The organism is Acidiphilium rubrum (genome assembly GCF_900156265.1).
Lineage (GTDB): Bacteria > Pseudomonadota > Alphaproteobacteria > Acetobacterales > Acetobacteraceae > Acidiphilium > Acidiphilium rubrum.
Window position 1 is genome coordinate 78,424 of the sequence record NZ_FTNE01000001.1, and the last position, 22,556, is coordinate 100,979.

At 65.0% G+C, this 22,556-nt stretch carries 23 protein-coding genes; 7 read left to right on the plus strand and 16 right to left on the minus strand.

The features are described from left to right. Positions 1–230, plus strand: a 230-nt coding sequence (locus tag BW994_RS19500; protein ID WP_175612073.1) for a hypothetical protein, incomplete at its 5' end; no start/stop codon positions are given. A gap of 195 nt (positions 231–425) precedes the next feature. Here the strand turns inward: BW994_RS19500 and BW994_RS00370 are convergent. Continuing rightward, on the minus strand, positions 426–1,424 hold the full coding sequence (locus BW994_RS00370) for an Ig-like domain-containing protein (protein ID WP_051657286.1): 999 nt from the start codon (positions 1,422–1,424) through the stop codon (positions 426–428). Between the two features lie 89 nt (positions 1,425–1,513). Here BW994_RS00370 and BW994_RS00375 point away from each other — a divergent pair, with 89 nt between their 5' ends. Next, positions 1,514–2,098, plus strand: a complete 585-nt coding sequence (locus BW994_RS00375) for an LOG family protein (protein ID WP_029311528.1) — start codon at positions 1,514–1,516, stop codon at positions 2,096–2,098. Here BW994_RS00375 and BW994_RS00380 read toward each other — a convergent pair. From BW994_RS00380 to BW994_RS20070, 7 genes are all read right to left on the minus strand, one after another. Then, positions 2,053–2,208, minus strand: coding sequence for a DNA gyrase inhibitor YacG (locus BW994_RS00380; protein ID WP_076454286.1), 156 nt, complete (start codon positions 2,206–2,208; stop codon positions 2,053–2,055). The genes BW994_RS00375 and BW994_RS00380 overlap by 46 nt on opposite strands. Continuing rightward, complete coding sequence (locus BW994_RS00385; RefSeq protein WP_029311527.1) at positions 2,205–3,065, minus strand: ribonuclease E/G; 861 nt, start codon at positions 3,063–3,065, stop codon at positions 2,205–2,207. The genes BW994_RS00380 and BW994_RS00385 overlap by 4 nt, the downstream gene beginning before the upstream one ends. Continuing rightward, complete coding sequence (locus BW994_RS00390) at positions 3,062–3,637, minus strand: Maf family protein (RefSeq protein WP_029311526.1); 576 nt, start codon at positions 3,635–3,637, stop codon at positions 3,062–3,064. The genes BW994_RS00385 and BW994_RS00390 overlap by 4 nt, the downstream gene beginning before the upstream one ends. Further along, the gene (infA, locus tag BW994_RS00395; protein ID WP_029311525.1) at positions 3,628–3,846 is read right to left on the minus strand and encodes a translation initiation factor IF-1; all 219 of its coding nucleotides are present in this window, start codon (positions 3,844–3,846) and stop codon (positions 3,628–3,630) included. Before infA ends, BW994_RS00390 begins: the two co-directional genes overlap by 10 nt. Positions 3,847–3,967: 121 nt before the next feature. After that, on the minus strand, positions 3,968–5,254 hold the full coding sequence (hisD, locus tag BW994_RS00400; protein ID WP_029311524.1) for a histidinol dehydrogenase: 1,287 nt from the start codon (positions 5,252–5,254) through the stop codon (positions 3,968–3,970). After that, a complete protein-coding gene (gene hisG, locus BW994_RS00405; protein ID WP_029311523.1) occupies positions 5,251–5,946 on the minus strand; it encodes an ATP phosphoribosyltransferase in 696 nt (231 codons plus the stop codon). The genes hisD and hisG overlap by 4 nt, the downstream gene beginning before the upstream one ends. A gap of 164 nt (positions 5,947–6,110) precedes the next feature. After that, entirely contained in the window at positions 6,111–8,285 is a 2,175-nt protein-coding gene (locus tag BW994_RS20070) for a Hint domain-containing protein (RefSeq protein WP_051657285.1), read from the minus strand. A 268-nt stretch (positions 8,286–8,553) separates the two neighbouring features. Between BW994_RS20070 and BW994_RS00415 the strand changes: the two genes are divergently transcribed. The 3 genes from BW994_RS00415 to BW994_RS00425 all read left to right on the plus strand — a co-directional run bounded on the left by BW994_RS00415 (position 8,554) and on the right by BW994_RS00425 (position 13,053). Beyond that, positions 8,554–10,851 (plus strand): TonB-dependent receptor, encoded by a 2,298-nt coding sequence (locus BW994_RS00415; protein WP_162176791.1) that lies wholly within the window; start codon positions 8,554–8,556, stop codon positions 10,849–10,851. Positions 10,852–10,954: 103 nt separating this feature from the next. Beyond that, positions 10,955–11,875, plus strand: coding sequence for a hydroxymethylglutaryl-CoA lyase (locus tag BW994_RS00420; RefSeq protein ID WP_029311520.1), 921 nt, complete (start codon positions 10,955–10,957; stop codon positions 11,873–11,875). Continuing rightward, positions 11,872–13,053, plus strand: a complete 1,182-nt coding sequence (locus BW994_RS00425) for a CaiB/BaiF CoA transferase family protein (RefSeq protein ID WP_029311519.1) — start codon at positions 11,872–11,874, stop codon at positions 13,051–13,053. The genes BW994_RS00420 and BW994_RS00425 overlap by 4 nt, the downstream gene beginning before the upstream one ends. Here BW994_RS00425 and BW994_RS00430 read toward each other — a convergent pair. The 3 genes from BW994_RS00430 to radC are packed head-to-tail and all read right to left on the minus strand — an operon-like array spanning position 13,050 to position 15,749. Further along, a complete protein-coding gene (locus BW994_RS00430; RefSeq protein WP_051657283.1) occupies positions 13,050–13,355 on the minus strand; it encodes a hypothetical protein in 306 nt (101 codons plus the stop codon). The two genes, BW994_RS00425 and BW994_RS00430, sit on opposite strands and share 4 nt — an antisense overlap. A gap of 31 nt (positions 13,356–13,386) precedes the next feature. Beyond that, a complete protein-coding gene (locus tag BW994_RS00435) occupies positions 13,387–14,934 on the minus strand; it encodes a YifB family Mg chelatase-like AAA ATPase (RefSeq protein WP_029311517.1) in 1,548 nt (515 codons plus the stop codon). Further along, a complete protein-coding gene (gene radC, locus BW994_RS00440) occupies positions 14,931–15,749 on the minus strand; it encodes a RadC family protein (protein ID WP_029311516.1) in 819 nt (272 codons plus the stop codon). Before radC ends, BW994_RS00435 begins: the two co-directional genes overlap by 4 nt. A gap of 146 nt (positions 15,750–15,895) precedes the next feature. On the opposite strand from radC, the gene BW994_RS00445 reads away from it, so the two are divergent. Continuing rightward, positions 15,896–16,246: a RidA family protein gene (locus BW994_RS00445; RefSeq protein WP_029311515.1), complete on the plus strand. Its 351-nt coding sequence runs from the start codon at positions 15,896–15,898 to the stop codon at positions 16,244–16,246. A 384-nt stretch (positions 16,247–16,630) separates the two neighbouring features. Here the strand turns inward: BW994_RS00445 and BW994_RS20075 are convergent, their stop codons facing one another. Continuing rightward, positions 16,631–16,783 (minus strand): hypothetical protein, encoded by a 153-nt coding sequence (locus BW994_RS20075; RefSeq protein ID WP_245594092.1) that lies wholly within the window; start codon positions 16,781–16,783, stop codon positions 16,631–16,633. On the opposite strand from BW994_RS20075, the gene BW994_RS00450 reads away from it, so the two are divergent. Then, complete coding sequence (locus BW994_RS00450) at positions 16,757–17,401, plus strand: CHAP domain-containing protein (RefSeq protein ID WP_245801486.1); 645 nt, start codon at positions 16,757–16,759, stop codon at positions 17,399–17,401. The genes BW994_RS20075 and BW994_RS00450 overlap by 27 nt on opposite strands. Before the next feature lie 25 nt (positions 17,402–17,426). On the opposite strand, the gene BW994_RS00455 is transcribed toward BW994_RS00450, so the two are convergent. Genes BW994_RS00455 through nuoK form a run of 4 tightly spaced genes read right to left on the minus strand, consistent with a single transcriptional unit; the run spans position 17,427 to position 22,556 of the window. Next, positions 17,427–18,851, minus strand: a complete 1,425-nt coding sequence (locus tag BW994_RS00455) for an NADH-quinone oxidoreductase subunit N (protein WP_029311513.1) — start codon at positions 18,849–18,851, stop codon at positions 17,427–17,429. Beyond that, the gene (locus BW994_RS00460; protein WP_029311512.1) at positions 18,848–20,371 is read right to left on the minus strand and encodes a complex I subunit 4 family protein; all 1,524 of its coding nucleotides are present in this window, start codon (positions 20,369–20,371) and stop codon (positions 18,848–18,850) included. The genes BW994_RS00455 and BW994_RS00460 overlap by 4 nt, the downstream gene beginning before the upstream one ends. After that, complete coding sequence (gene nuoL, locus BW994_RS00465; RefSeq protein WP_029311511.1) at positions 20,368–22,242, minus strand: NADH-quinone oxidoreductase subunit L; 1,875 nt, start codon at positions 22,240–22,242, stop codon at positions 20,368–20,370. The genes BW994_RS00460 and nuoL overlap by 4 nt, the downstream gene beginning before the upstream one ends. Continuing rightward, positions 22,239–22,556: an NADH-quinone oxidoreductase subunit NuoK gene (gene nuoK, locus BW994_RS00470; protein WP_029311510.1), complete on the minus strand. Its 318-nt coding sequence runs from the start codon at positions 22,554–22,556 to the stop codon at positions 22,239–22,241. Before nuoK ends, nuoL begins: the two co-directional genes overlap by 4 nt.

The following is a 22,556-nucleotide window of genomic DNA, read 5'->3' on the forward strand; positions in this document are numbered from 1 at the left end:
CCAGCATCAAACGCCCCAAATCGACCAAGCCCCGGCCCAAGCGCATCCGCAAACCGAAGCGCCAGCCCAGCTTCATGGACCAATACAAAATCAACCCCGACGGCAGCATCGACTTCACGCCAGAACAACTCCACGAAATCCTCGGCCCACCGCCACCACCCGTGCCACCCTGGCACCAGCCCTTCGTGCCGTCCTTCAATGTCAAAAAACTCTGGCGCAAAGGGCCGTGACTTCGCACGCCCAAATCGTTACGATATCGTAATCAAAAGCACAAAAAGATAAGGAAAGCACTTCTTTTTTGTGAACAAAAAAGAAGCAAAAAAAACTTTGGTAATTTGGGTTCGTGCCGGTGGAAACGCCCGTGCCCCGGAGTTCGAAAGTTTTTTGCTTCTTTTTTACAAAAAAGAAGCCTTCCTCAACCCCGCTCAGCCAGCCGTCTCAGTCGAAGTCTTCGGCAGTGTAAAATGCTGACCCGGATAGATCAGGTTCGGATCATGGATGCTCGACTCATTGGCGCGGTAAATCAGCGAGTAGTCCATGCCATGCCCATAGAGTTTGCGCGCAATCAGCCAGAGGCACTGCCCGCGCGCAATCACCACCTCGCCGGGCATGATACTGCCGACTTTATGCGGGGCGAAGGCTGTCTGCATCGTCTGAACGCTTTTGCCGTCCGGCGCGGTCGATTCCAGGCGAAACGTCCCGGGCTTGGCAGGCAGGTGGCTGGTCTGCATCGTCCAGCGGCCCTTCTGGTCAGCAACGGCGGTGCCGAGTTTGGTATGCCCGATAAACAGCGATACCGTCGCCCCCGGTTTAGCGGTCCCGGCCATGACAGCTTTGCCCGAACCGTCATAATCAACCGAACCAAGGCCCAGCGTCCCCGGTTTGGGGCCTTGCCCGCTCAGTACCTGCGAAGGTGTCTTGCCGGTGCCGCTGAGCACGGCAAGCGCCCCTTCGTTCGGCGCGTCCGGCACCGAAACGGTCACACCACGCGCGCTCGCCAGTTTCTGACCGTCTTTCGATGTTTCGGACAAAGCCAGTTGTTGCCCACCGGCGGGCAACGGCACCGAGGTCACGAACGCAAAACTGCCCGTCTTATCCGCCTTGGCCGTGCCGATCGTCTTGCCATTGGCGGTAATCGTCACGGTCGCGCCAGGCGCCGCATGGCCCGCAATCACCGCATTGCCCCCGGCATCGACGCGCACGGTGTCAAAACTCGGACCGCTCGGTTTGGCCGGCGTACTCACCGTGGTCTGCGCCGCAGGCGCAATCGGTTTGGTCGGTTCGAACTGCTGCTTGCCGCCCAGGAACACCAGCCCGAGCAGCGCCGCCACCCCCAGCCCCCCGATCGCGGCAGGCGCAACCCACCCCCGAACCGCGGGCCGTGCCGATTTATCGCCGTCCGTGTGTTGTGCGTCGAGTGCCATGAAAATGACTTTGCCAATAACTTGCTTCGATTTGATTACCCTGCCACGAAGTTGGGCTTCTCGATAGGTTCATGAGGCAATTCTGGAATATGAGTCACATTTCGGTCACGGTATTTTGCGGATCATCCCCCGGCGCAGCACCCGATTATCTCGCGGCGGCCCGCGCCCTGGGTGAAGGCATCGCCCAGCACGGCATGAACTTGGTGTTCGGCGGGGGCAATGTCGGCCTGATGGGCGCGGTCGCCGGCGCCGCACGCGGCGCCGGTGGCCATGTCACCGGCATCATCCCCGATTTCCTCCGCGCCCGTGAGGTCGAGTTCCCCGGCCTGTCGGAACTGATCGTCACCGATTCGATGCACACCCGCAAACGCCGCATGTTCGCCCGGGCCGATGCCTTCGTGGTCCTGCCCGGCGGCCTCGGCACGCTCGACGAGCTGATGGAAATCCTCACCTGGAAACAACTCGAACGCCACGCCAAGCCGATCATCCTGGTCGATATCCTCGGCTGGGCAACGCAAGTGGCCGGCCTGCTCGATGCCGTGATCACCGCCGGCTTCGCGAAACCCTCAGCCCGCGACCTGTTCGAAATCGTGGCGGACGTGCCGGCAACCCTCGCCCGGCTCGCAGCCTACTCGCCCTCGTCGGATGCCGGTTCCTCGGTCGAAACCTTGTAATCCTCGCCGAACCACCGCCCGAGATCGACCTCGCGGCACCGGCGCGAGCAGAACGGCGCCTGTTCGGCAATGCTGGGTCTTTTGCAGATCGGGCAGGGCTTGGCTGTCATGGCAAAATCTCATGCAAAGGCGGGCGGATGCGCGGGCGCAGCACTTCCGCAAACCCCAGTGACGTAAAGCCGAGCAGCCGCGGTTTCAACGGGTCGCGCGCCAGCGCCGCGCTCAGATCAGGTGCCAGGCTCGGCCGCGCGCTCGCCTTCATCCCGGCAAAATCGATCAGGATCGCCCCACCCAGATTGCGCAGCCGGATCTGGCGGGCCAGCGCCGGGATGATCGCGCGATTGAGCCGCCCCTGCGCTGCCGATTTCTCGCCCCGCTCGCCGCTCGCCGCACCGCCATCGATATCGATCGCGGTGAGCGCCGGCGTCGGGCTGAAAATCGCCCGCGCCCCGTGCGGCAGCGCCGCGATAGGCTCGGCCAGCGCCGCCACCTCATCCTCGATCGGCGCAAAACAATCCGCCCGGTGTTCGACCCCGTCAAAATCCGCCCGCAACCGGGCCACCAATTCGAAACTCTCCGCCAAAATCGGCGCATCGGGCTGCCGCGCCCGGAAATCCCCGACCGGGCCAATGCCCCGCGCCCGCAACCCTGGCGTGCCGCCGGCCTCACCGCCCGCCAGCGCCAGCCGCGGCCCCTTGCCGCCCTGCGCCGCGCGGGTGATCCGCACATCGAGCAGATCCCCCTCGCCCCGCGCCTTGCCACCGGCGCTGTCCGGCAGAAACCCGACCACGTCACCCAGATCGACGAACACCCCGCCGAGCGCATGGGCCCGCGCGGTGATCCGCCCGGTATAGCGATCGCCCACGCCATCCGGCGCGTCAGGCCGCCAGATCGTATAATCGGCCAACATAAGGTCTTCGAGCAGAGCCAGTTGCACCACCCCCGCCCGCAGTGCCGCGAGGATCATGCCGCCCGCCAGCCCAGCCCGCGCAGCAGGTTCAACGTCTCATGCAGCGGTAGCCCGACGACGCCGGAATAGGAACCCGACAGAAAATCGACAAATCCGGCCGCCCGCCCCTGGATGGCATAGCCCCCGGCCTTGCCCTGCCACTCGCCGCTCGCAAGGTAATCCTCGATCGCGGCCGGCTCGATCCGCGCGAACGCCACCACCGTGGCAACGGTGCGCGATACGACGCGCCCATCCGGCGCACGGATCGCAACGGCGGAATAAACCTTGTGCCGCCGTCCGGCGAGGCGGGTGAGACAGGCGCGGGCCTCCGCCTCGGTCTCGGCCTTCGGCAAAACGCGGCTGCCGAGCCCGACCACGGTATCCGCCGCGATGATGAAGGCGCCTTCGTGCGCCACCGCCGCAAGCTTGGCGCGGGCAAGCCGCGCGGCAAGCGCCCGTGGCGCTTCATCGCGCAGCGGCGTCTCATCGATTTCAGGGCTGACGATCGCGTCCGGTATGATGCCGATCTGGGCCAGCAGGTCGCGCCGGCGCGGGCTCGACGAGGCGAGGATCAGCCGCGTTACTTGAATCGGAACGTGATCCGGCCCTTGGTCAGGTCGTAGGGCGTCATCTCGACATTGACCCGGTCGCCGGCCAGGACGCGAATACGGTTCTTGCGCATCTTGCCGCTGGTATGCGCCAAAATGACGTGCTCATTGTCCAGCTTGACGCGGAACATGGCGTTGGGCAGCAGTTCAGCGACCGTGCCGCTGAACTCGATCATGTCTTCTTTCGACATCTATCCTCGATATAAGGTCGTTACGTGCGGGCCTCACATGAGCCGTGAGGGCCGCGAGGTCAAGGTTTGCGGCGGGCTTGGCAGGCAAGCGCCGCCTTTTTGGAAAAAACCAAGCCGTTCGTTAACCGATCCGGTCCATGATCGACCTGCCATGACCCGCCAGATTCTCGGCCTCCGCCAGGATCGCAGCCGCCGGCCCGATCGCGGCGAGCCCGGCGCGGGTGAGCGATGTCGTGCTGGTCCGCTTGAGAAAATCGAACACCGAAAGCCCCGAGGAAAACCGCGCGGTGCCCGCGGTCGGCAGGACATGGTTGGGTCCGGCCGCGTAATCACCGATCGCTGTCGGCGCATACTGGCCGAGAAACACCGACCCGGCATGGCGGATTTCAGCGAAATCGCCCACCGGGTCCGCCGTCATGATTTGCAGATGCTCAGGCGCGATCCGATTGGTCAGTGCCACGGCTTCGGCGCGGTCACGCACCAGAACGATCGCACCGTGCGATGCCAGCGATGCCGCGGCGATCACGGCGCGCGGCAGGGTTTGCAGCGCGGCACCGATCGCCGCGGCCACGGCGTCGGCCAGATCGGCGCTGTCGGTGACCAGGATGGACTGGCTGTCTTCCGCGTGTTCCGCCTGAGCGATCAGGTCGAGCGCGATATGATGGGCATCGTTATCGGCATCGGCGATGATCAGCACTTCCGAAGGACCGGCGATCGAATCGATCCCGACCCGGCCGAACACCTGGCGCTTGGCCTCGGCCACGAAGGCGTTGCCCGGCCCGACGATGCGATCGACCGGCGCGATGGTCGCGGTGCCATAGGCCAGCGCCGCCACCGCCTGAGCCCCGCCGATCCGGTAAATCTCGCTCACCCCGGCCCGGCGCGCGGCGGCCAGAACCAGCGGGTTCATCACGCCATCCGGCGTCGGCACCACCATCGCGATACGGGCGACCCCGGCGACACGGGCGGGGATGGCATTCATCAACACCGACGACGGATAACTGGCCTTGCCGCCCGGCACGTAGAGGCCGACGGCATCGAGCGGCCCCCAGCGCAGGCCGAGCGTGATCCCGTCGGCATCGGTGAAGGTAAAATCGGCCGGGCGCTGGGCGCGGTGGAAGGCTTCGATGCGGGTCGCGGCCAGATCGATCGCGGCGCGCTGGGCTTGCGGCAGGGCATCCACCGCGGCGTCGATCTCGGCGGTGCTCACCCGCAGGGTTGCGCTGGTGAGCGTAAATCGGTCGAACCGCGTGGTCAGGTCGATCAGGGCGGCATCGCCCTCGGCGCGGACGCGGGCGATGATGGCCGCGACCGGGGCGGCAACATCGGTCGCGCTGGCGCGGTCCGCGATCAGGGCGTCGAGCCTGGTATCGAACCCCGCATCGGTGGTCGTGAGCCGGTTGATCATGGCGCGGCGAGCGCGGCGCGGAACCGGGCGATCCAACCGGAAATGGCTTCCGGGCGGGTTTTCAACGCGGTGCGGTTGACGATCAGGCGCGAGGTGACATGGGCGATCACCTCGGTCTCGACCAGGCCGTTGGCCACCAGGGTCGAGCCGGTCTGCACCAGATCGACGATCAGGCGCGACAGGCCAAGCCCGGGGGCGAGTTCCATCGCGCCGTTGAGTGCGACGATTTCGGCCTGGATGCCGCGAGCGGCGAAATGCCGGCGCGTGGTATTGGGGTATTTGCTGGCGACCCGGACGCGCGACAGCCGGGTGAAATCGGTGGTGCCGGCTTCATCGGCCGGTTCGGCGACCGCGATGCGGCAGGCGCCGATGCCCAGATCGAGCGGGGCGTAGATTTCCGGATAGTCGAACTCCATCAGCACATCGCCGCCGCAGATGCCGATATCCGCGGCGCCGAAGGCGACAAAGGTGGCGACATCGAAACTGCGGACGCGGATGACATCGAGATCCGGCGCGCTGGTATGAAACCGCAGGCGCCGGCTGTTTTCATCGGTGTAGTCAGTTTCCGGCACAATGCCGGCGCGGGTCAGCAGCGGGGCGCATTCGGCCAGGATGCGGCCCTTGGGCAGGGCGAGCACCAGCGGCGTGCTGATCGCATCCGGGGCGGGGTGGTGGGGTGTGAGCGCGGTCATGGCGGAGCGGTTTAACACCGCAGGGGGAAAGCTCAAGCGCAGGGAGGGAAGGGGAGAGTCTTCTTTTTTAGGAACAAAAAAGAAGCAAAAAAAACTTCATTCATCTGGGCCCATGCCCGTGAAACCGCCCGTGCCCCAGAGTCAAAAAGTTTTTTGCTTCTTTTTTACAAAAAAGAAGTCCTACCCCTTATCTCTTGGCTGATATCGAGGACCGGATACTCCACTGTAGCGGCCAGGCCGATCTCAAGCCGCCCGCCTGCGAGCAGCTCAGCCGGCACGCACGCGTTCCCATCGGTCCAGCGGCCATCGGGTTCGGGCGCGTGCCAGCCCTGGCTCAATGCCGGATGATCGAGCGGGATGGGTGTGCCGCCAACGCTGAGGCTGGCGATTTTCACGCCGAGGCGGCGGCGGTCGCGCGGGTCGGGCGTGAGGTGGCCGGGGATGGCGCTGCGGCTGGCGATGATCGCCGCGCCGCCCGTGTGGCGGATCGCCAAGCCAGGATCGGCGGTGGTGACGATGCCGGCGCGCGCGAGCAGGCGGGTCCGCACCGCCTCGACCACCGGGCCTGCCTCGGCGAAGGGGGCGCAGCCGGTCTGTTCGCGGCGCTGTTGCGCGAAGGCCGGGTGCAGGGCGATCGGGCCACTGGCATTGGAAAATCCGGTGCGGTTGCCGGTGTCGAGGTAGCTTTCCGCCGGTGTGGCTTCGGCGAGCAGCACGGCGTGCCGGGGCAGTTCGATATGGTAGTAGGTGATGCTGGCCCGCTCGATCTGGCGGATGGTGGTGCCGTTGGTCAGCGCCTTGGCGGGGATCAGATGGCCCGCGCAGAACAGGGCGTGATCGGGCGAGACCAGCAGCGGCCGCGCCGGGATGCCATCCGCGAGCGCGCCCGGTTCGATGCGGATGGGTTGGACGAGGTCGGGTGCCGGGTGATGCGCGAGATCGACCACGCGGCGGCCGATCCAGACGATCGGCATTCTGCCGCCGGTGGCGAGCACGACCTGATCGCCGACCGCGAGATGTTCGACCGCGACGGGCCCGGCTTGGGTTGCGATGCGCGTGGTCGCGGCGAAGCAGGCGAGGTTGGCGGCGAGCACCGAACGGTCGCTGAATTGCAGGGTGGTGACGCCGGTGAGCGTATCCGTCACGCCGAACCCCGTCACGTCGAGCGATCCGCCGCTGCGGGTGAAGCTGTAGTCCGCCAACGGGTCGGCGAAGGTGACGATATCGTTGCCGGCGCCGCCGATGATGGTGTCGGCCTGGCCGTTGACGAAAATGACGTCGTTGCCGCTGCCGGCGATCAACCGGTCGATCGCGGTGCCGTATTCGATGAAGATGTTATCGACATAGCCGTTCACGCTGCTGAACGAGCCGGGGTTGAGGTTGACGGTGTCGTTGCTGCTGTAGCCGGACAGGTCGAGCGTGTTGCCCGCGCCGTAGTCGTAGAGCGTGATGATCGGGTTGGTGTTGACCGCGAAATTATACATCTCGACGGCGGCGGTGGTCCCGGCGGGCGTGGTATAGGTGATATTGCTGTTGAAGCCGAAAACCTGGCCGCCGGCGAACATGGTGCTGGTCGGCGCGCCATACAGGCGCTGCACCGCATAGATGTCGAGCCCCATCGGGCCGGTGCCGACATTGCCGTTGTAATCGGCGCCGGGCGTTGCCGATTGGGCGTAGTATTTCGCCGCCGGATCATTGGGGTCGACATAGGACATCACGGACCATGTGCGGGTATCGTAGGCGTTGGTCTGTGCTGCATCGGCGCCGCCGCCGTTATAGGCGCCGGTGTGACCCAGGCCGAGCACGTGGCCGAGTTCATGCAGGATCGCCCCCTGGCCATAGCCGCCGGTCGCGTAATCGCCGAGCGTGCCGTAGCTGCCGCCGAGGTCGGTGACGATTTCCTCCTGGGTCGATTGATACACGCCGCTCTGCCGGGTCGGCACGGACTGGGTGGTCTGTTCAAACTCGCCGTTCGGGTTGTTGTTCATGTTGATCAGCGAGAGGTCCGCGGTGGTCGAAAGCCCGGTCGTTGGGTTGGCCGCATAGTTCGGCTGGTAGACCCAGGTGACGTTGCAGACGCCGGACCACGCGGCCATCGCCTGTTCGATGTCGGCCTGCTGGGCGGCGGTGTAGGCGCCCGGCGAGAACGCATAGGTGATGGTGGTGCCGGCTTGCAGCGTCGCCTGCGGGGTCTGGATTTCAGCGCTGCCGAGCAGATAGGTGTTGAACGACGGGTTGGCCGGTGCGAGGTTCGGGTTGGCGTTGCTCTCGAAATTGATGATCGCCTGCTGATCGGGTGTCAGCATGGTGAGATTGTCGTTGAGGTTGGTGGCGGTCATCCGATCCGGCTCCCTGGTGTACTAACGCGGCGTCACTCGAAATTGTCGGAAAAAATACGATCTGTAAATGATTATATCGATGGATCGTTTGGGCGGATTGGCCGACCTGGTGCGTCGTGTCGCCGAACTGACGTCAAACGGTCGCAGAAGTTTAACACCGCAGACACGCCGTTCCGGCTACGCCCCGCGCCGGAAGCTGCCGCTGTTACAGACGGTAGCAAGTATGATGCAAAAGGGATGCTCGACGATGGGATATGGTGATTTCGCGATGCGACGCGGTGTGCGGACGATGCTGCTCGGTGCGGTCAGCGCGCTTGCGGTGATGACGCAGGGGCATGCGCAGGCGGTGAATGCCGGAACCGTTTCGGCCAGCGGCACGGCGGCGGCGCCAGGCAACTACGCCAACCAGGTCTTGACCCGCAAGGCGGTGAAGCAGCAGGCGCAATCGGTTTCGGTGGTGAAGAAAAGCACGATCGATCTGCTGGCGCCGATCGCCTCCGGCACGCAGGCGATCTCGACGCTGCCGGGCGTGGTAATTTCGGGGTATTCGTCGAGCGCCGGCACGGCGCGGTCGACCATTTCGATCCGCGGCATCAAGGTAGGGTTCAATTCGGTGCCCGGTGACATCGAAACCAACGGCATCACCAATCTGTTCGACGGCATTCCGCTGAACAGCCTGATCCAGGGCACCGGGTTCCATTCGGTGCAGATCCCGTTCGGCGCGCTGCTGGCCGGCGTCAATGTGATTTACGGGCCGGGCAATCCGCGCGATCGCTGGTTCGACAGCCTGGGCGGCACGGTGAATTTCATCCCGGTGCAGCCGAGCGCCAAGGCATCCGCGACCGCTTCGGCCTCCTACGGTAGTTTCGACAGTCAGGTTTACAGTCTGGTCGCGCAGACCGGGCTGCATGATGGCTGGGAGGGGGTGATCGGGTTGAACCACGCCTTCAACCACACGTTCCGCCGGGGGCCGTATGACTGGCCGGCGCGCAACGATCAGGTCTATTTCAAGATCACCAAGCGGTTCGATGGCGGGCACGTCAGCCTGGGCGGCTATTATATCCACAACCGAGAGTTCCGGCCGAACCAGATTCCGGTCGAACCGCAGGCGGGTGTCACGCTCGGCGGGCTCAACGCCAACGCGCCGCTGTATAGTCAGCAGACTTCGGGGTTCTATTCCGATCTGCCGAACAATGTATGGTTCAAGGAGAACCAGATCATCGACTACATCGGCTACGCCAAGCTGACCAAGCGGATTTCCGACAATACCACGCTGCATGATCTGTTCTGGTATCGCCACGGCGATGTCATCCACTACCGCCTGAACTACGGCTTCATCGGCGCCTCGTCGCAGGACACTGAATTCTACGCGCCCTATTCGGATACGATAGGCGACAAGCTCGATTTCGATACCAAGCTGCAATACAACACGATCAGCTACGGCGCCTACGTCATCAATGCGCACACGCATGACATTTACGACGGGTATAACACCAATCTGGGCACGACGCGGCAGAACCCGGCCTCGATCACCCGCGATGTCTATAACAATCTGTATCTGGCAGCGTTTGTGCAGGACAAGATCGAACCGATCGCCGGGCTGCGGATCGTGCCGGGGGTGCAGCTGGTCAATTACGAAACCCGCTACGTCAATCAATCGCCGATCGCCGCGATCAATCTGCCGGGGACGGGGTTCAACACCTATCCGAACACCAGCAAGGATTTCAACCGCGTGCAGCCCTCGCTCGGGGCGAGCTACGATGTGCTGCCCTGGGCGACGCTGTACGGCAATTTCGCGGTGACCTATCAGAACCCGACCGGCGGTAATTTCGCGAATAATCAGATCAACCTGCCGGCGCTGAAACCGGTCAAGAGCACCGATTATGAAATCGGCGTGCGGATGTTCCAGCGCGGCTTCCTCGGGCTCGACAGCGCATCGGCCGACATCAACTATTTCCGCGACGATCTCGAAGATGAAACCGTCGGCATCGCCAATCCGAACAACCCGACGCAGACCACGTTCGGCTTCGGTTCGGGACGCCTGCAAGGGGTGAACGCCTCGTTAAAGGCGAATTTCAATTTCCACTGGATGGCGTTCGCCAATCTTGGCTATCTGGATGCGCGCTACCTGACCTACACCGCGCCTTCGGGCAATGTGTATCAGAACCTGCCGGACCCGGCCTCGCCGCGCGATACCGCCAATATCGGCGTGCGGTATCAGGTGTTCGCCGGTGCCAATTTGATCGGCGCCAATCTGTGGGATCAGTATGTCGGCAAGCGCTATCTGTTCAACAACGCGATCGGCGCGCCGACGCATAATGCCATCGTGCCGTATAATCTGCTGAATGCCTCGATCACACTGAAAACACCCTATCTCAACCGGTATGTTTCGCATCTCGGTGAGGTCGATGTGAGCTTCTACGCGACCAACCTGCTGGGGCGGAAATACAACGCGACCGAGTATATTTCGGCGGGCGGCTATTTCAACACGCCGACTGGCGGCTACGCCATCGCCAATCCGGGTGCGCCGCGCGCGTTCTACGGCACGGTGACGGTGAAGTTCTGAACAGGGCGACCTCCGCGTTGTTGTAGAGAAGCGACGCGGAACGTTCGGATATCCGGTTCCGAGTGCCCTTGCCTGGTTCGCCGGGCGGGGGCAAACTCGCCTGATGAGGGAAACAGTGACGGTTTGCGAGGTCGGCCCGCGCGACGGGTTGCAGATGGCGAAGTCCATCATGACCACCGAGGCGAAATGCGCCTGGATCGCTGGATTGGCGGCGGCAGGGGTACGGGAAATCGAGGTCGGCAGTTTCGTGCCGGCCAGGCTGATCCCGCAGATGGCCGATACCGATGCGGTGGTGCGCTTCGCCAAAGGGATCGCGGGGCTTACCGTGGTGGCCCTTGCGCCCAATTTGCGCGGCGCGCAGGCGGCGGTGATGGCCGGGGCGCATCGGGTCAGCGTGCCGGTTTCGGTGAGCGCGGGGCATTCGCGGGCGAATTTGAACCGATCACCCGACGAGCAGGTTGCGGTGGTGGGCGGCATCGTCGCGTGGCTGCGCGAGACGGCACCGGGCGTGGAGCTGGAAGTGGCGTGCTCGACCGCGTTTGGCTGCTCGATCGATGGCGTGGTGCCGGAAACCGGGGTGGTGCGGATCGCGGCGGCGCTGGCGGCGCACGGGGTGTCGCAGATCGGGCTGGCCGATACCGTGGGCTATGCCAACCCCGCGCAGATCCGATCGGTGGTGCGGGCGGTGCGGGCCGAGATCGGGCCGGCGCTGGTCGGGCTGCATCTGCACGACACCATGGGGCTCGGCATCGCCAATGCGCTGGCGGGGCTGGAGGTCGGGATTCGCGATTTCGACGCGGCTCTGGCCGGGCTGGGCGGCTGCCCGTTCGCGCCGGGGGCTTCGGGCAATATCGTGACCGAGGATCTGGTGTTCATGCTGGAGAGCATGGGGTTTGCCACCGGCATCGATCTCGACGGGCTGATCAAGGCCCGCGCGCTGCTGCATCAAGGGCTGCCGGATGAGGCGATGCACGGACAGCTGGCCAAGGCCGGCATTCCCCGGATTTTCCAGCGCGCCGCATGAGTGCCACCCCGCTGGCTGGGCTGCGCGTGGTTGAATTCGCGCATATGGTGATGGGGCCAACCACCGGGTTGATCCTGGCCGATCTCGGCGCCGATGTGGTGAAGATCGAACCGACGCCGGCGGGTGACAACACACGGCGGCTGACCGGCTCGGGCATCGGGTTTTTCACCATGACCAGCCGCAACAAGCGCAGCGTCGTGCTCGACCTGAAATCGGCCGCGGGGCTTGAGGTGGCGCGGCGGTTGATCGCGCGGGCGGATGTGCTGACCGAGAATTTCCGGCCGGGCGCGCTCGACAAGCTCGGCCTGGGCTATGCCGATTGCGCGGCGGCCAATGCGCGGCTGATCTATTGTTCGCTGAAAGGGTTTCTACCCGGCCCGTATGAGCATCGCACCGCGCTCGATGAGGTGGTGCAGATGATGGGCGGGCTTGCCTACATGACCGGGCCGGTCGGCCAGCCGCTGCGGGCTGGATCGTCGGTGATCGATATCATGGGCGGCACCTATGGCGCGGTTGCGATCCTGGCCGCGCTGGCCGAACGCGAGCGGACCGGCAAGGGGCAACTGGTACAATCGGGCCTGTTCGAATCGGTCGCGATGCTGATGGCGCAGCACATGGCGCAGGCGGCGATCACCGGCACCGAACCACCGCCGATGAGCGCGCGGGACGTCGCCTGGCCCGTGTATGATATTTTCGCGACGGCCGATGCCGGGCAGATTTTCATCGGCGTGGTGACCGATACGCAATGGCAGGTGCTGTGCACGGAATTCGGGCTCGATGGACTGGCGCGCGATCCTGAGCTGACCACCCAAGCGGAACGGCGGGCGGCGCGGCCGCGCACGCTGCCGGTGATCGCCGCCGCGTTCGGGCAGTTCACCAAGGCGGAGCTGGCGGCGCGCTGCGAGCGGTTGGGCCTGCCGTTCGCGCCGATCGCGCGGCCGGTGGAGTTATTCGATGATGCGCATTTGCGCGCCTCGGGCGGGTTGGTGGATGTCAGCCTGCCGGATGGCCGCGTGGTCGGGCTGCCGGGGCTGCCGATCAGCATGGCTGGGCAGCGGCCCGGCGTGCGGCGCGACGTGCCGCAGCCGGGGGCGGATACGCGCGCGGTGCTCCTTGAGCTGGGGTACGGCGAAGCGGACATCAGCGCGATGCGTGCGAGCGGGAGCGTGCTGGATTAGGCTTTGGTGAGCCGTTTGCGGTTCGCGGCAAGTTTTCGCTGATAAAGGCGGGTGATGCGGGCGGCGCCGCCGTCTGCCGTGCCGAGGGCGCGCAATGCGATCATCTGGCTTTCACCGAGCGCGCGGAGTTTTTCATTGACCATCAGGCTCGCCTCCGCCTGGCCGGCGGCGCCGCCGGTGGCGATTTTGGCGAGGCGCAGGGCGATGATCGCCTGGGCATCGAGCGTCATGCGGGTGGTTTGCCACATAAGGTTGAAGCCATAGGCGGGGTTCATCCACGGTGCCGAAAACTGTTTTGTCATGGCAAGAACATGCTCCTGCCGGGGATGAGTTTCAACCAGCGTCCCGCGAGGCGACCAGCTTGATGGGTGGATTGGCCAATGGGTTGCGGCCGGGAATGCGGTGGCGGTAGGCGAGGGCTTCGGCGATATCGGTGCGGCGGACCAGCGGGGCGCCGGCGAGATCGGCGATGCTGCGGGCGACGCGCAGGATGCGGGTGAAGCCGCGCGCCGAGAGGCGGAGTTTTTCGGCGGCCTGTTCGACATATGCTTTGGCGTCCGGCATCAAATCGATCGCATCGCCGGCGGCTTCGGCGTTGTTCGAGGCGGCATCGCCGTAGCGGGCGCGTTGCAGGGCGCGCGCGGCGGTGACGCGAGCGGCGACGAGCGGGGTCGCTTCGCCCGGCGGGGCGTGCAGCAATTCGGCCGGGGTGACCGGGCTGATTTCGATCACGATGTCGATGCGGTCCATCAACGGGCCGCTGATCTTGCTCTGGTAGTCTTCGCCGCAGCGGGGCGCGCGGCCGCAGGCGCGGGCGGGGTCGAACAGATAGCCGCAGCGGCAGGGGTTCATTGCGGCGATCAATTGGAAGCGGGCCGGGTAGGTGACGTGGGCGGCGGCGCGGGCGACGGTGGTGCGGCCGGATTCCAGCGGCTGGCGCAGGGCTTCGAGCGCGGCGCGGGGGAATTCGGGAAATTCATCGAGAAACAGGATGCCGCGATGGGCGAGCGAGATTTCGCCGGGTTTGGCGCGATTGCCGCCGCCGGCGATCGCCGCCATGCTGGCGGAATGGTGCGGTTCGCGGAACGGCGGGCGGGTGACCAGCCTGCCTTCGGTCAGCATGCCGGCGACGCTGTGGACCATGCTGACTTCCAGGGCTTCGCGCGGCGTGAGGTCTGGCAGCAGGCCGGGGATGCGCGCGGCGAGCATGGATTTGCCGCCGCCGGGCGGGCCGATCATCAGGAGATTGTGACCACCGGCGGCGGCGATTTCGACGGCGCGGCGGGCGGTGGCCATGCCGCGGACATCGGCGAGGTCGGGGCCGTCATCGGTGCGGTCGATCGTGCCGCGCGGCGGCGGGGTGAGGATACCATCACCTTTGAAATGATTGATCAGGGAGAGCAGGTTGGGCGGTGCCAGCACGCCGATTTCGCCGGCCCAGCCGGCTTCGGCGCCCTGGGATTCCGGGCAGATCAGGCCGAGGTCGCGCGCCCCGGCGGCGATGGCGGCGGGCAGCACGCCGGCGACCGGGGCGAGGCGGCCATCGAGCGATAATTCACCGAGGGCGGCGAAGCGGGCCATTTCCTCGGCGGGCAGGATGTCCATCGCGGTGAGCACGCCGAGGGCGATCGGCAGGTCGAAATGGCTGCCTTCCTTGAGCAGGTCGGCGGGGGCGAGGTTGACCAGAATGCGTTTGGGCGGCAGCGCGAGGCCCATGGCGGTCAACGCGGCGCGCACCCGTTCCCGCGATTCGCCGACCGCTTTGTCGGCCAGGCCCACGATCAGGAACAGCGGCAGACCGGGGGCGATCTGCACCTGTACCTCGACCGGCAGGGCTTCGATGCCGGAGAACGAGAAGGTCTGGACCCGTGCGATGCTCATGCGGCGCGCAACAGGCCTTCGCGGCGGAAGCTGAGCCAGGCGCCTTTGCCGATGATGATGTGGTCGTGCAGCGTCACTTCCAGCAGGGCGATGGCGCGCTGGATTTCCTTGGTCATTTCGATGTCGTCGCGCGAGGGGGTGGGGTCGCCGCTCGGGTGGTTGTGCACCAGGATCAGGGCGGTGGCGTGGTTCTGCAGGGCGCGGGTGACCAGTTCGCGAACGTAGACCTGGGTGTGGTTGACCGTGCCGCGCGAGGCGATTTCATCGGCGATCAGGCGGTTGCGGTTGTCGAGATAGAGGACGCGGAATTGTTCGATCGACTCGCGCGCCATGGCGATGGTCAGGTAGTCGATCAGCCGGTCCCAATTGTTCAGCACGGGCTGGTCGGCGAGTTCGGTGCGGGCGAGGCGGAGTGCCGAGGCGTGGATGAGTTTGATGGCGGCGACGCTGTGGATGCCGATGCCCTCGTGCGCGAACAGCGATTCGATCGGCGCGGCGAGGACGCCGGCATAGGAGCCGAACCGGTTGATCAATGATTTGGCGAGCGGTTTGGTGTCGCCCTTCTTGAAGGCGAGGAACAGCAGCATTTCGAGCAATTCGTAATCGGCCAGGGCGTCGGCACCACGGTCGAGCAGTTTGTCGCGCATGCGGCCGCGGTGGCCCTGGGGGCCGGTGCTGGCGAACGGCAGCTCGGCGGCGCTGGCCGCATCGAACTGGTCACGTTCCGCGAAGCCTTTGCGGGTTGGCCGTGCGGGCGCTTCCGGGAAATCGTGGTCCGGGGCCTTGCGGATGCCGCGTAGCAGTTTCTCCCACAATCGCGCCTGACCTTTCGGGAAATTATCGCGCCTAGGTTGTAGGATAGAGAGGGTGCCCGGCATTTGTCCAGCGCAATCGTGCGACCACGGGTTGCGTGATGGCGCGACGGTTCGATACAAGGCGGGCTCAATCAGGAGGATCTGTGATGAGCCGTATCATTCGCACCGAAGCCAACGAAGTTCTTGCAAAAGTCGTTGAATACCATGGTTTCATCTACACGCAGGGCGTGGTTGCGACCGATCTGGACGGCGATGTGGCGGCGCAGACGCGGAACGTGCTCGATCAGATCGATGCGCTGCTGGAACTTCATGGGACGGACAAGACGCGTCTGTTGCAGGCCCAGATCTGGTTGAAATCGATCGATGATCGCGCGGCGCTCAATGCGGTGTGGAGCGCGTGGCTGCCGGAGGGCGGTGCGCCGGCGCGGGCCTGTGTGGAAGCGAAGTTGGCCGATCCGCGGTATCTGGTTGAAATCATGGTCACGGCCTGCCGGTGATTTTTATGAGCGATTTATAATTCCGTACTCTTAATAAAAATTTAGGAAATTGATCTTAATTTCCTGTCGGCGAGAGGGTGGTGGATTTAAATTTTTTATCTCGTGACATTTTTGTCAGTATCGAGGGTTGCAGATTTTGCAGTGCCCCCGTAACAAGAATGCAGACGTGCGGTGCAACGACGACGGAGTCGCTGCATTGAAGACAGCGAGTTCTGTTGAAGAGATACCGGAACATTCCGGGTTAAGGGCTTGTTTGGTGGGCGTTTTGCTGCGTAAGAGTTGGCTTCGAGACGGATTGGGGACGAGCAGGGCATGAGGCAGGGTGGCAAAAAGATCAAAGGCGCGGTGCGTGTTCTTGGGTGCCTTTCTGCCATTTTTGGTTTCTCACAAATCAGTCATGCGAATTCCACCCATAAAACCTTCCATGCAGCACCACATCGCCCGGTTGTCGCCCATAAAGTCGCTTTTCATGGCCACGCCGTAACCCACAAAGCCGCCATCCGGCGGCCGGTGCTGCGTCACATCGTCGAGCATCATGCGGTGATGCGGCGTGATGTGGTTCGTCATCCTGAAATTCACGCCGCCGCTTATCATCATGCCGTGTATCGCCGGGTGGCGGCGCGGCGCCCGGATTATCGGCACGACTACGTGGTGCATCACGAACTTCACCGTTACGTCCGTCACGCCGATTATCTGTGGTGCGTGCCCTACGCGCGCGACGTGTCGCATATCGATCTGACCGGCGACGCCTTCCTGTGGTGGGCCGAGGCGGCGGGCCGGTATGGTCGTGGTGAACGGCCGGAGGCGGGCGCGGTGCTCAACTTCCGCTCGAGCCGGCGGATTCCGATGGGTCATGTCGCCGTGGTCGCCCAGGTGATCAACAGCCGCGAAGTTCTGGTCAACCAGGCGAACTGGGTGCCCGACCGGGTCAGCCACGACGTGCCGGTGATCGACGTGTCGCCGGACAACAACTGGTCCGAGGTTCAGGTTTCGATCGGGGATGGCCGGTTCGGTTCGACCTATCCGACCTACGGCTTTATCTATCCCAAGCAATCCAACGGGTTGGTCTATGCCAACAGCGGCAGCACCGAGGTCGCCGAAGCGCCGGTTACCCATAAAATCCGCCTGATCGCGCCGAACCGCACGTTGCGCTGAAGCCCGCCGGAGCGGTCTGCGGTGTTCATTTGAACACCGCGTGCAACAGCGTCATCAATGATTGTGGCGCGATGCCGAAGCCGAGAATCAGGGCGCCGAGGCCGGCCATGGTGAGCCAGCCGGTGATCGGGATGGCGATGACGCTGGCCGGGGCTTCGGCACGATCGGCCGGTTTCAGCGCCATTACCAGAATGATTCGCAGGTAATAGAACAGGCCGATCACGCTGCTCAGCACCAGCGTCGCGGTGAGCACCCGCAGGTCGGCGCTCACGCCGGCGGCCATGATGTAGAGTTTGGCGATGAAACCGATCGCGGGCGGGATGCCGGCGAGCGAGAGCAGGATCAGCGTCATGATGGTGGCGAGCAGCGGGCGGTGCCAGAACAGGCCGCGCAGATCGTCGATTTGATCGGCATCGCGCGCTGAGCCGGCGCGCGACAGGACGCCGATGACGCCGAACGCGCCGATCACGGTGATTGCGTAGGTCACGATATAGAAAATCACCCCGGCACGGCCGATCCTGCCTGCCGCAAGCAGGGCGATCAGCAGATAGCCGAGATGCGCGATCGAGGAATAGCCGAGCACGCGCTTGAGGTTTTCCTGCATCAGGGCGAGCAGATTGCCCACCAGCATCGACAGCATCGCAACGATGCCGACCGCGCTGGCGAGGATGGGCGAGACGGTGCTGCCCGGCATCGCCAGCAGGTGCAGGATGACCGCGATCACCGCGATTTTGGGGATGACCGCGACATAGGCGGCGCTCGGCGCCGGCGCGCCGGCGTAGATGTCCGGCACCCAGATGTGGAACGGGACCACCGAGAGTTTGAACCCGGCGCCGGCGCCGATCAGCGCCAGGGCGGTCAGGATGATCGGATTCGGGCCAGCGGCCAGCAGCGGGGCGAAGGTGAGATGGCCGGTGGCGAGCGCGGCGAGACCGATGCCGAACAGGACGATCGCCGAGGACATGCCGGAGAGCACCAGGTATTTCAGCGCGGCTTCCTCGGCTTCCGGCCGATCGCGCGGGTAGGCGATCATGCCGATCATTGCGATCGTCATGGTCTCGAGGCCGAGAAACAGGGTGATGAACCCGGCGCTGGTCGCCATGGCGAAGGCACCGAGCGTCGCGAGCACGAGGAGCAGGGGATATTCCTCGCGCGGGAGTGGCAGGTCGCGGGTCAGATAGAGTGTCGCGAGGATCAGGGTGGCGAGGCCAGCGAGCAGGATCAGCCCCGCGAAGCCGAGTGCATCCGGCGTGAGGTTGAACAGGCTGGGGAAGGGGTTGGCGCGGGCGGCGAGCGCCCAGGGGATGCTGATTGTTGCGAGGATCAGGCCGGTTGCGGCAATGCCGATTGTGACGGCGAACGAGCGGCGGATGGCGAGGGCGGCGAGCATCGCGGTGACGGTGAGGGCGAGGACGAGCAACGGGGCGGCGGCCTGCATCAGGGTCATCATGTGCCGCGCCTGGTGGCGGGGATTGCCGCGGCATGGGTGATCGGCAGGAGCACAGCGATGCTCGGTGCTGCGATTTTCAGGACCGGCTGGGGATCGATGCCGAGCCAGATGACGGCGGCACCGAGTGCCAGCATCATGGCGGTTTCGCGCGTGCCGAAATCATGGGTCCCGCGCTTGGCGTTCGCCTCGCCGTGAAAGGCGCGCTGGATCGCGATGAGGGAATAGAGTGCTGCCGGGATCAGGCCGATCGCGGCGAGGATGGCGATGGTGGGGGACACCGCATAGACGCCGCGCAGAATGAGGAATTCGCCGACGAAATTGCCGAGGCCGGGCAGGCCCATCGAGGCGACGACGAAGAACGTGCCGAACGAGGACAGGCGGGGCAGGTCGGTCCAGAGACCGCCCATCCGCGTAAGGTCGCGGGTGTGCAGGCGGTGCTGGATGCTGCCGACCGTGATGAACAGCGCCCCGGTGCTGACGCCGTGCGCGATCATCAGGATCACCGCCCCCTGCCAGGCGAGTGCGTTGAAACTGTAGATGCCGATCAGCACGAAGCCCATGTGGCTGATGCTGGAATAGGCGACCAGTTTTTTCAGGTCCGACTGGCCGTAGGCGAGGATGGCGCCGTAGAAGATGCTGATGGTGCCAAGCGCCATCGCGATCGGGGCAATGTGGTGCGCGGCGGCGGTGAACAGCGGTACGGCAAAGCGCATCAGCCCATAGCCGGCGGTTTTCAGCAGGATGCTGGCGAGGATGACGGAGCCGGCGGTGGGGGCTTCGGTATGCGTGTCCGGCAGCCAGATGTGTACCGGAAACGAGGGCAGTTTCACCAGGAAGGCGATGAAGAAACCGAGCATGATGAGTGTGCCGAGGCGACCGGTCGGCTGGCTGGCCAGAAGGGTGACATAATCGAAGGTCAGCACGCCGGTCTGGCGCTGGTGGAGGAAGGCGAGCGCCAGGATCGACAGTAGCATCAGCAGGCCGCTGCCCTGGGTGAACAGGAAGAATTTGATCGCGGCGCGGCGGCGGTGTTCGTGGCCCCAGATGGCGATGATGAAATACATCGGCACCAGCATCACTTCCCAGAAGAAGAAGAACAGGAACAGATCGAGCGCGAGGAACACGCCGATCGATCCGGCAAGGGACCATAGCAAATTGGCGTGAAAGAAGCCGGTGCTGTGATCGATCTCGCGCCAGGACACGATCACGGCGAACAGGCCGATGATGGTGGTCAGCACGATCAGCAGCCAGCTCAACCCGTCGAGATCGAGGCGGATGCTGATGCCGAGGGTCGGGATCCAGCTTGCGTCGAAGGTGGCGAGCCAGCGGCCTGAGGTGATCGGGCTGGGTGCGCTCAGGATGGCGGCGCCCGAGCCGTGAACCAGGGGCAGGATGAGGCCGAGTTCGAGCAGGAGGGTGGCGAGGCTGATGGCGCGCGGCAGCATCGGGGTGATGCGGTCGGCCGGCCAGGCGAGCAGGCCGCCGAGCAGGGGGATGATCAGGAGCCAGGCCAGAATCATGCGAACACCAATAGGGCGATGGTTGCGATCGAGCCGGCCATCAGCCAGGCAGCGTAGCGGCGGATCTGGCCGATCTGGCTGCGGCGGAGGGTGTGGTGCAGTTGCAGCGTCGCGGCGCTGATCAGGGTGACGACATGGTCGACCGGGTCGTGCCGGAGCGCGCGCACCAGCGCCATGAACGGGCGGACCAGCAGGGCTTCATAGAGCGCATCGAAGCCGAAGCCGGTGCGCAGCAGGCGGCGGAGCGCGCCCGGTTCGGCGGCGGCGACGCGCTGCCAATGGCCGTTGCGATACAGCGTGTAGGCGATGGCGATGCCGAGCAGCGGGACGATGTAGCCGGCGGCCTCCACCAGAATCGCCAGCGCCGATCGGGGTGCCGGGCTGCCGAGCACGGGGTGGAGCAGGGTCATCACCAGACGATCGCCGCCGAGGAACGAGGGTGTTTCGAGCCAGCCGATCAGCAGCGATCCGGCGGCGAGCAGCACGAGCGGCACGGCGATCGGCGCGCCGGACCGGCCGGTGACCGGGGTATGGGCCGGGCCGAAAAACACCAGAAAGACCACCCGGAAACTATAGGTCGCGGTGATCAGCGCGCCGAGCAGCCCGGCCGCCCACAAGCCAGGACCGATGCCGGGTGCGAACCAGACCGCGCCGAGGATCATTTCCTTGCTGAACGATCCAGCGCTGATGATCGGCACCGCGGCGAGCGAGGCGGCGCCGATCAGGAAGCTCCAGAAGGCAAGCGGCAGGCTTGTGCGCAGGCCGCCCATTTTGAAAATGTCCTGCTCATGGTCGAGCCGCATGGCGATGGCGCCGGCCGAGAGGAACAGCAGCGCCTTGAAGACGGCGTGGGTGAGGAAATGGAACATCCCGGCCGACCAGGCGCCGACGCCGAGTGCGAGGAACATGTAGCCGATCTGGCTGATCGTGGAGTAGGCGAGTACGCGTTTGATGTCGGACTGCACCAGGGCGGCCAGGGCTGCGAGCAGGATGGTGATGCCGGCGCCGATCGATATCGCGAGCAGCACATCCGGCGCGAGCAGGTACAGCACGTGGAGCCGCACCACGAGATAGACGCCGGCGGTGACCATGGTGGCGGCGTGGATCAGGGCGCTGACCGGCGTTGGCCCGGCCATGGCGTCGGGCAGCCAGGTCTGGAACGGGAATTGGGCGGATTTGCCGAGACCGCCGATCAGCAGCAGGCCAGCGGCGAGGGTTGGCCATGCGCCGCCGTGCGGCCAGAGTTCGGTTGCGCGCGCGAGCATCGGCTGGATCGAGAGCGTGCCGAGTTTGACCGCCAGCAGCAGAATGCCGGCCAGCATCGCGATATCGGCGATGCGGGTGACGATGAAGGATTTGCGCGCGGCATAGCCGTTGGCGGCGTCCTGAAACCAGAAGCCGACCAGCAGATAGCTGCAGACGCCGACGCCTTCCCAGCCGACGAACAGCACCAGCAGATCGCTCGCCAGGATCAGCAGCAGCATCGCGGCGACGAACAGGTTGAGATAGGCGAAATACCGGCTGTAACCGGCTTCGCCCGCCATATAGGCGGTCGAGAACAGATGGATCAGCGTGCCGATGATGGTGATGACGAGCATCATCAGCAGGGCGACCGGATCGAGGTAGAGGCTGATGTCGACCGTGAGGCCGGGCAGGGTCAGCCAGGTCCAGAGATGTTGGATTAAGATGTGCGATGGCGGTGCGGCGGCATACCAGTGGAGCCCGATCAGGATCGCGATGAAGGCGGCGATGCCGACGCTGGCGGTGCCGATGATGGCTGCGGCGCGGGCTGGCAGCATTGTGCCGCACAGGCCGAGGATGGTGGCGCCCATCAGCGGGCTGGCAGGGACGAGCCAGAGGAGATGGTTCATGCCTGGACATCCCGCAGGCGGTTGGCGGCATCGCCGTCGAGCGTGGTGAGGCGGTTGCGCAGGCGGAGCAGCAGGATCAGGCCGAGGGCGAGCTCGGCGCCGGCGAGGTTGATCACGAAGATGAACATGATCTGGCCCTGCGGGTTGCCCCAGCGCATGCCGGCGGTGATGAACAGCAGGCCTGCGGCGTTCAGCATGATTTCGATCGACATCAGCACGAAGATCAGGCTGCGGCGCGCGAGCAGGCCGATCAGGCCGATGATGAACAGCATGGCGGCGAGGGTGGCCGGGGCGTGCCAGGAGAGGCTGACCAT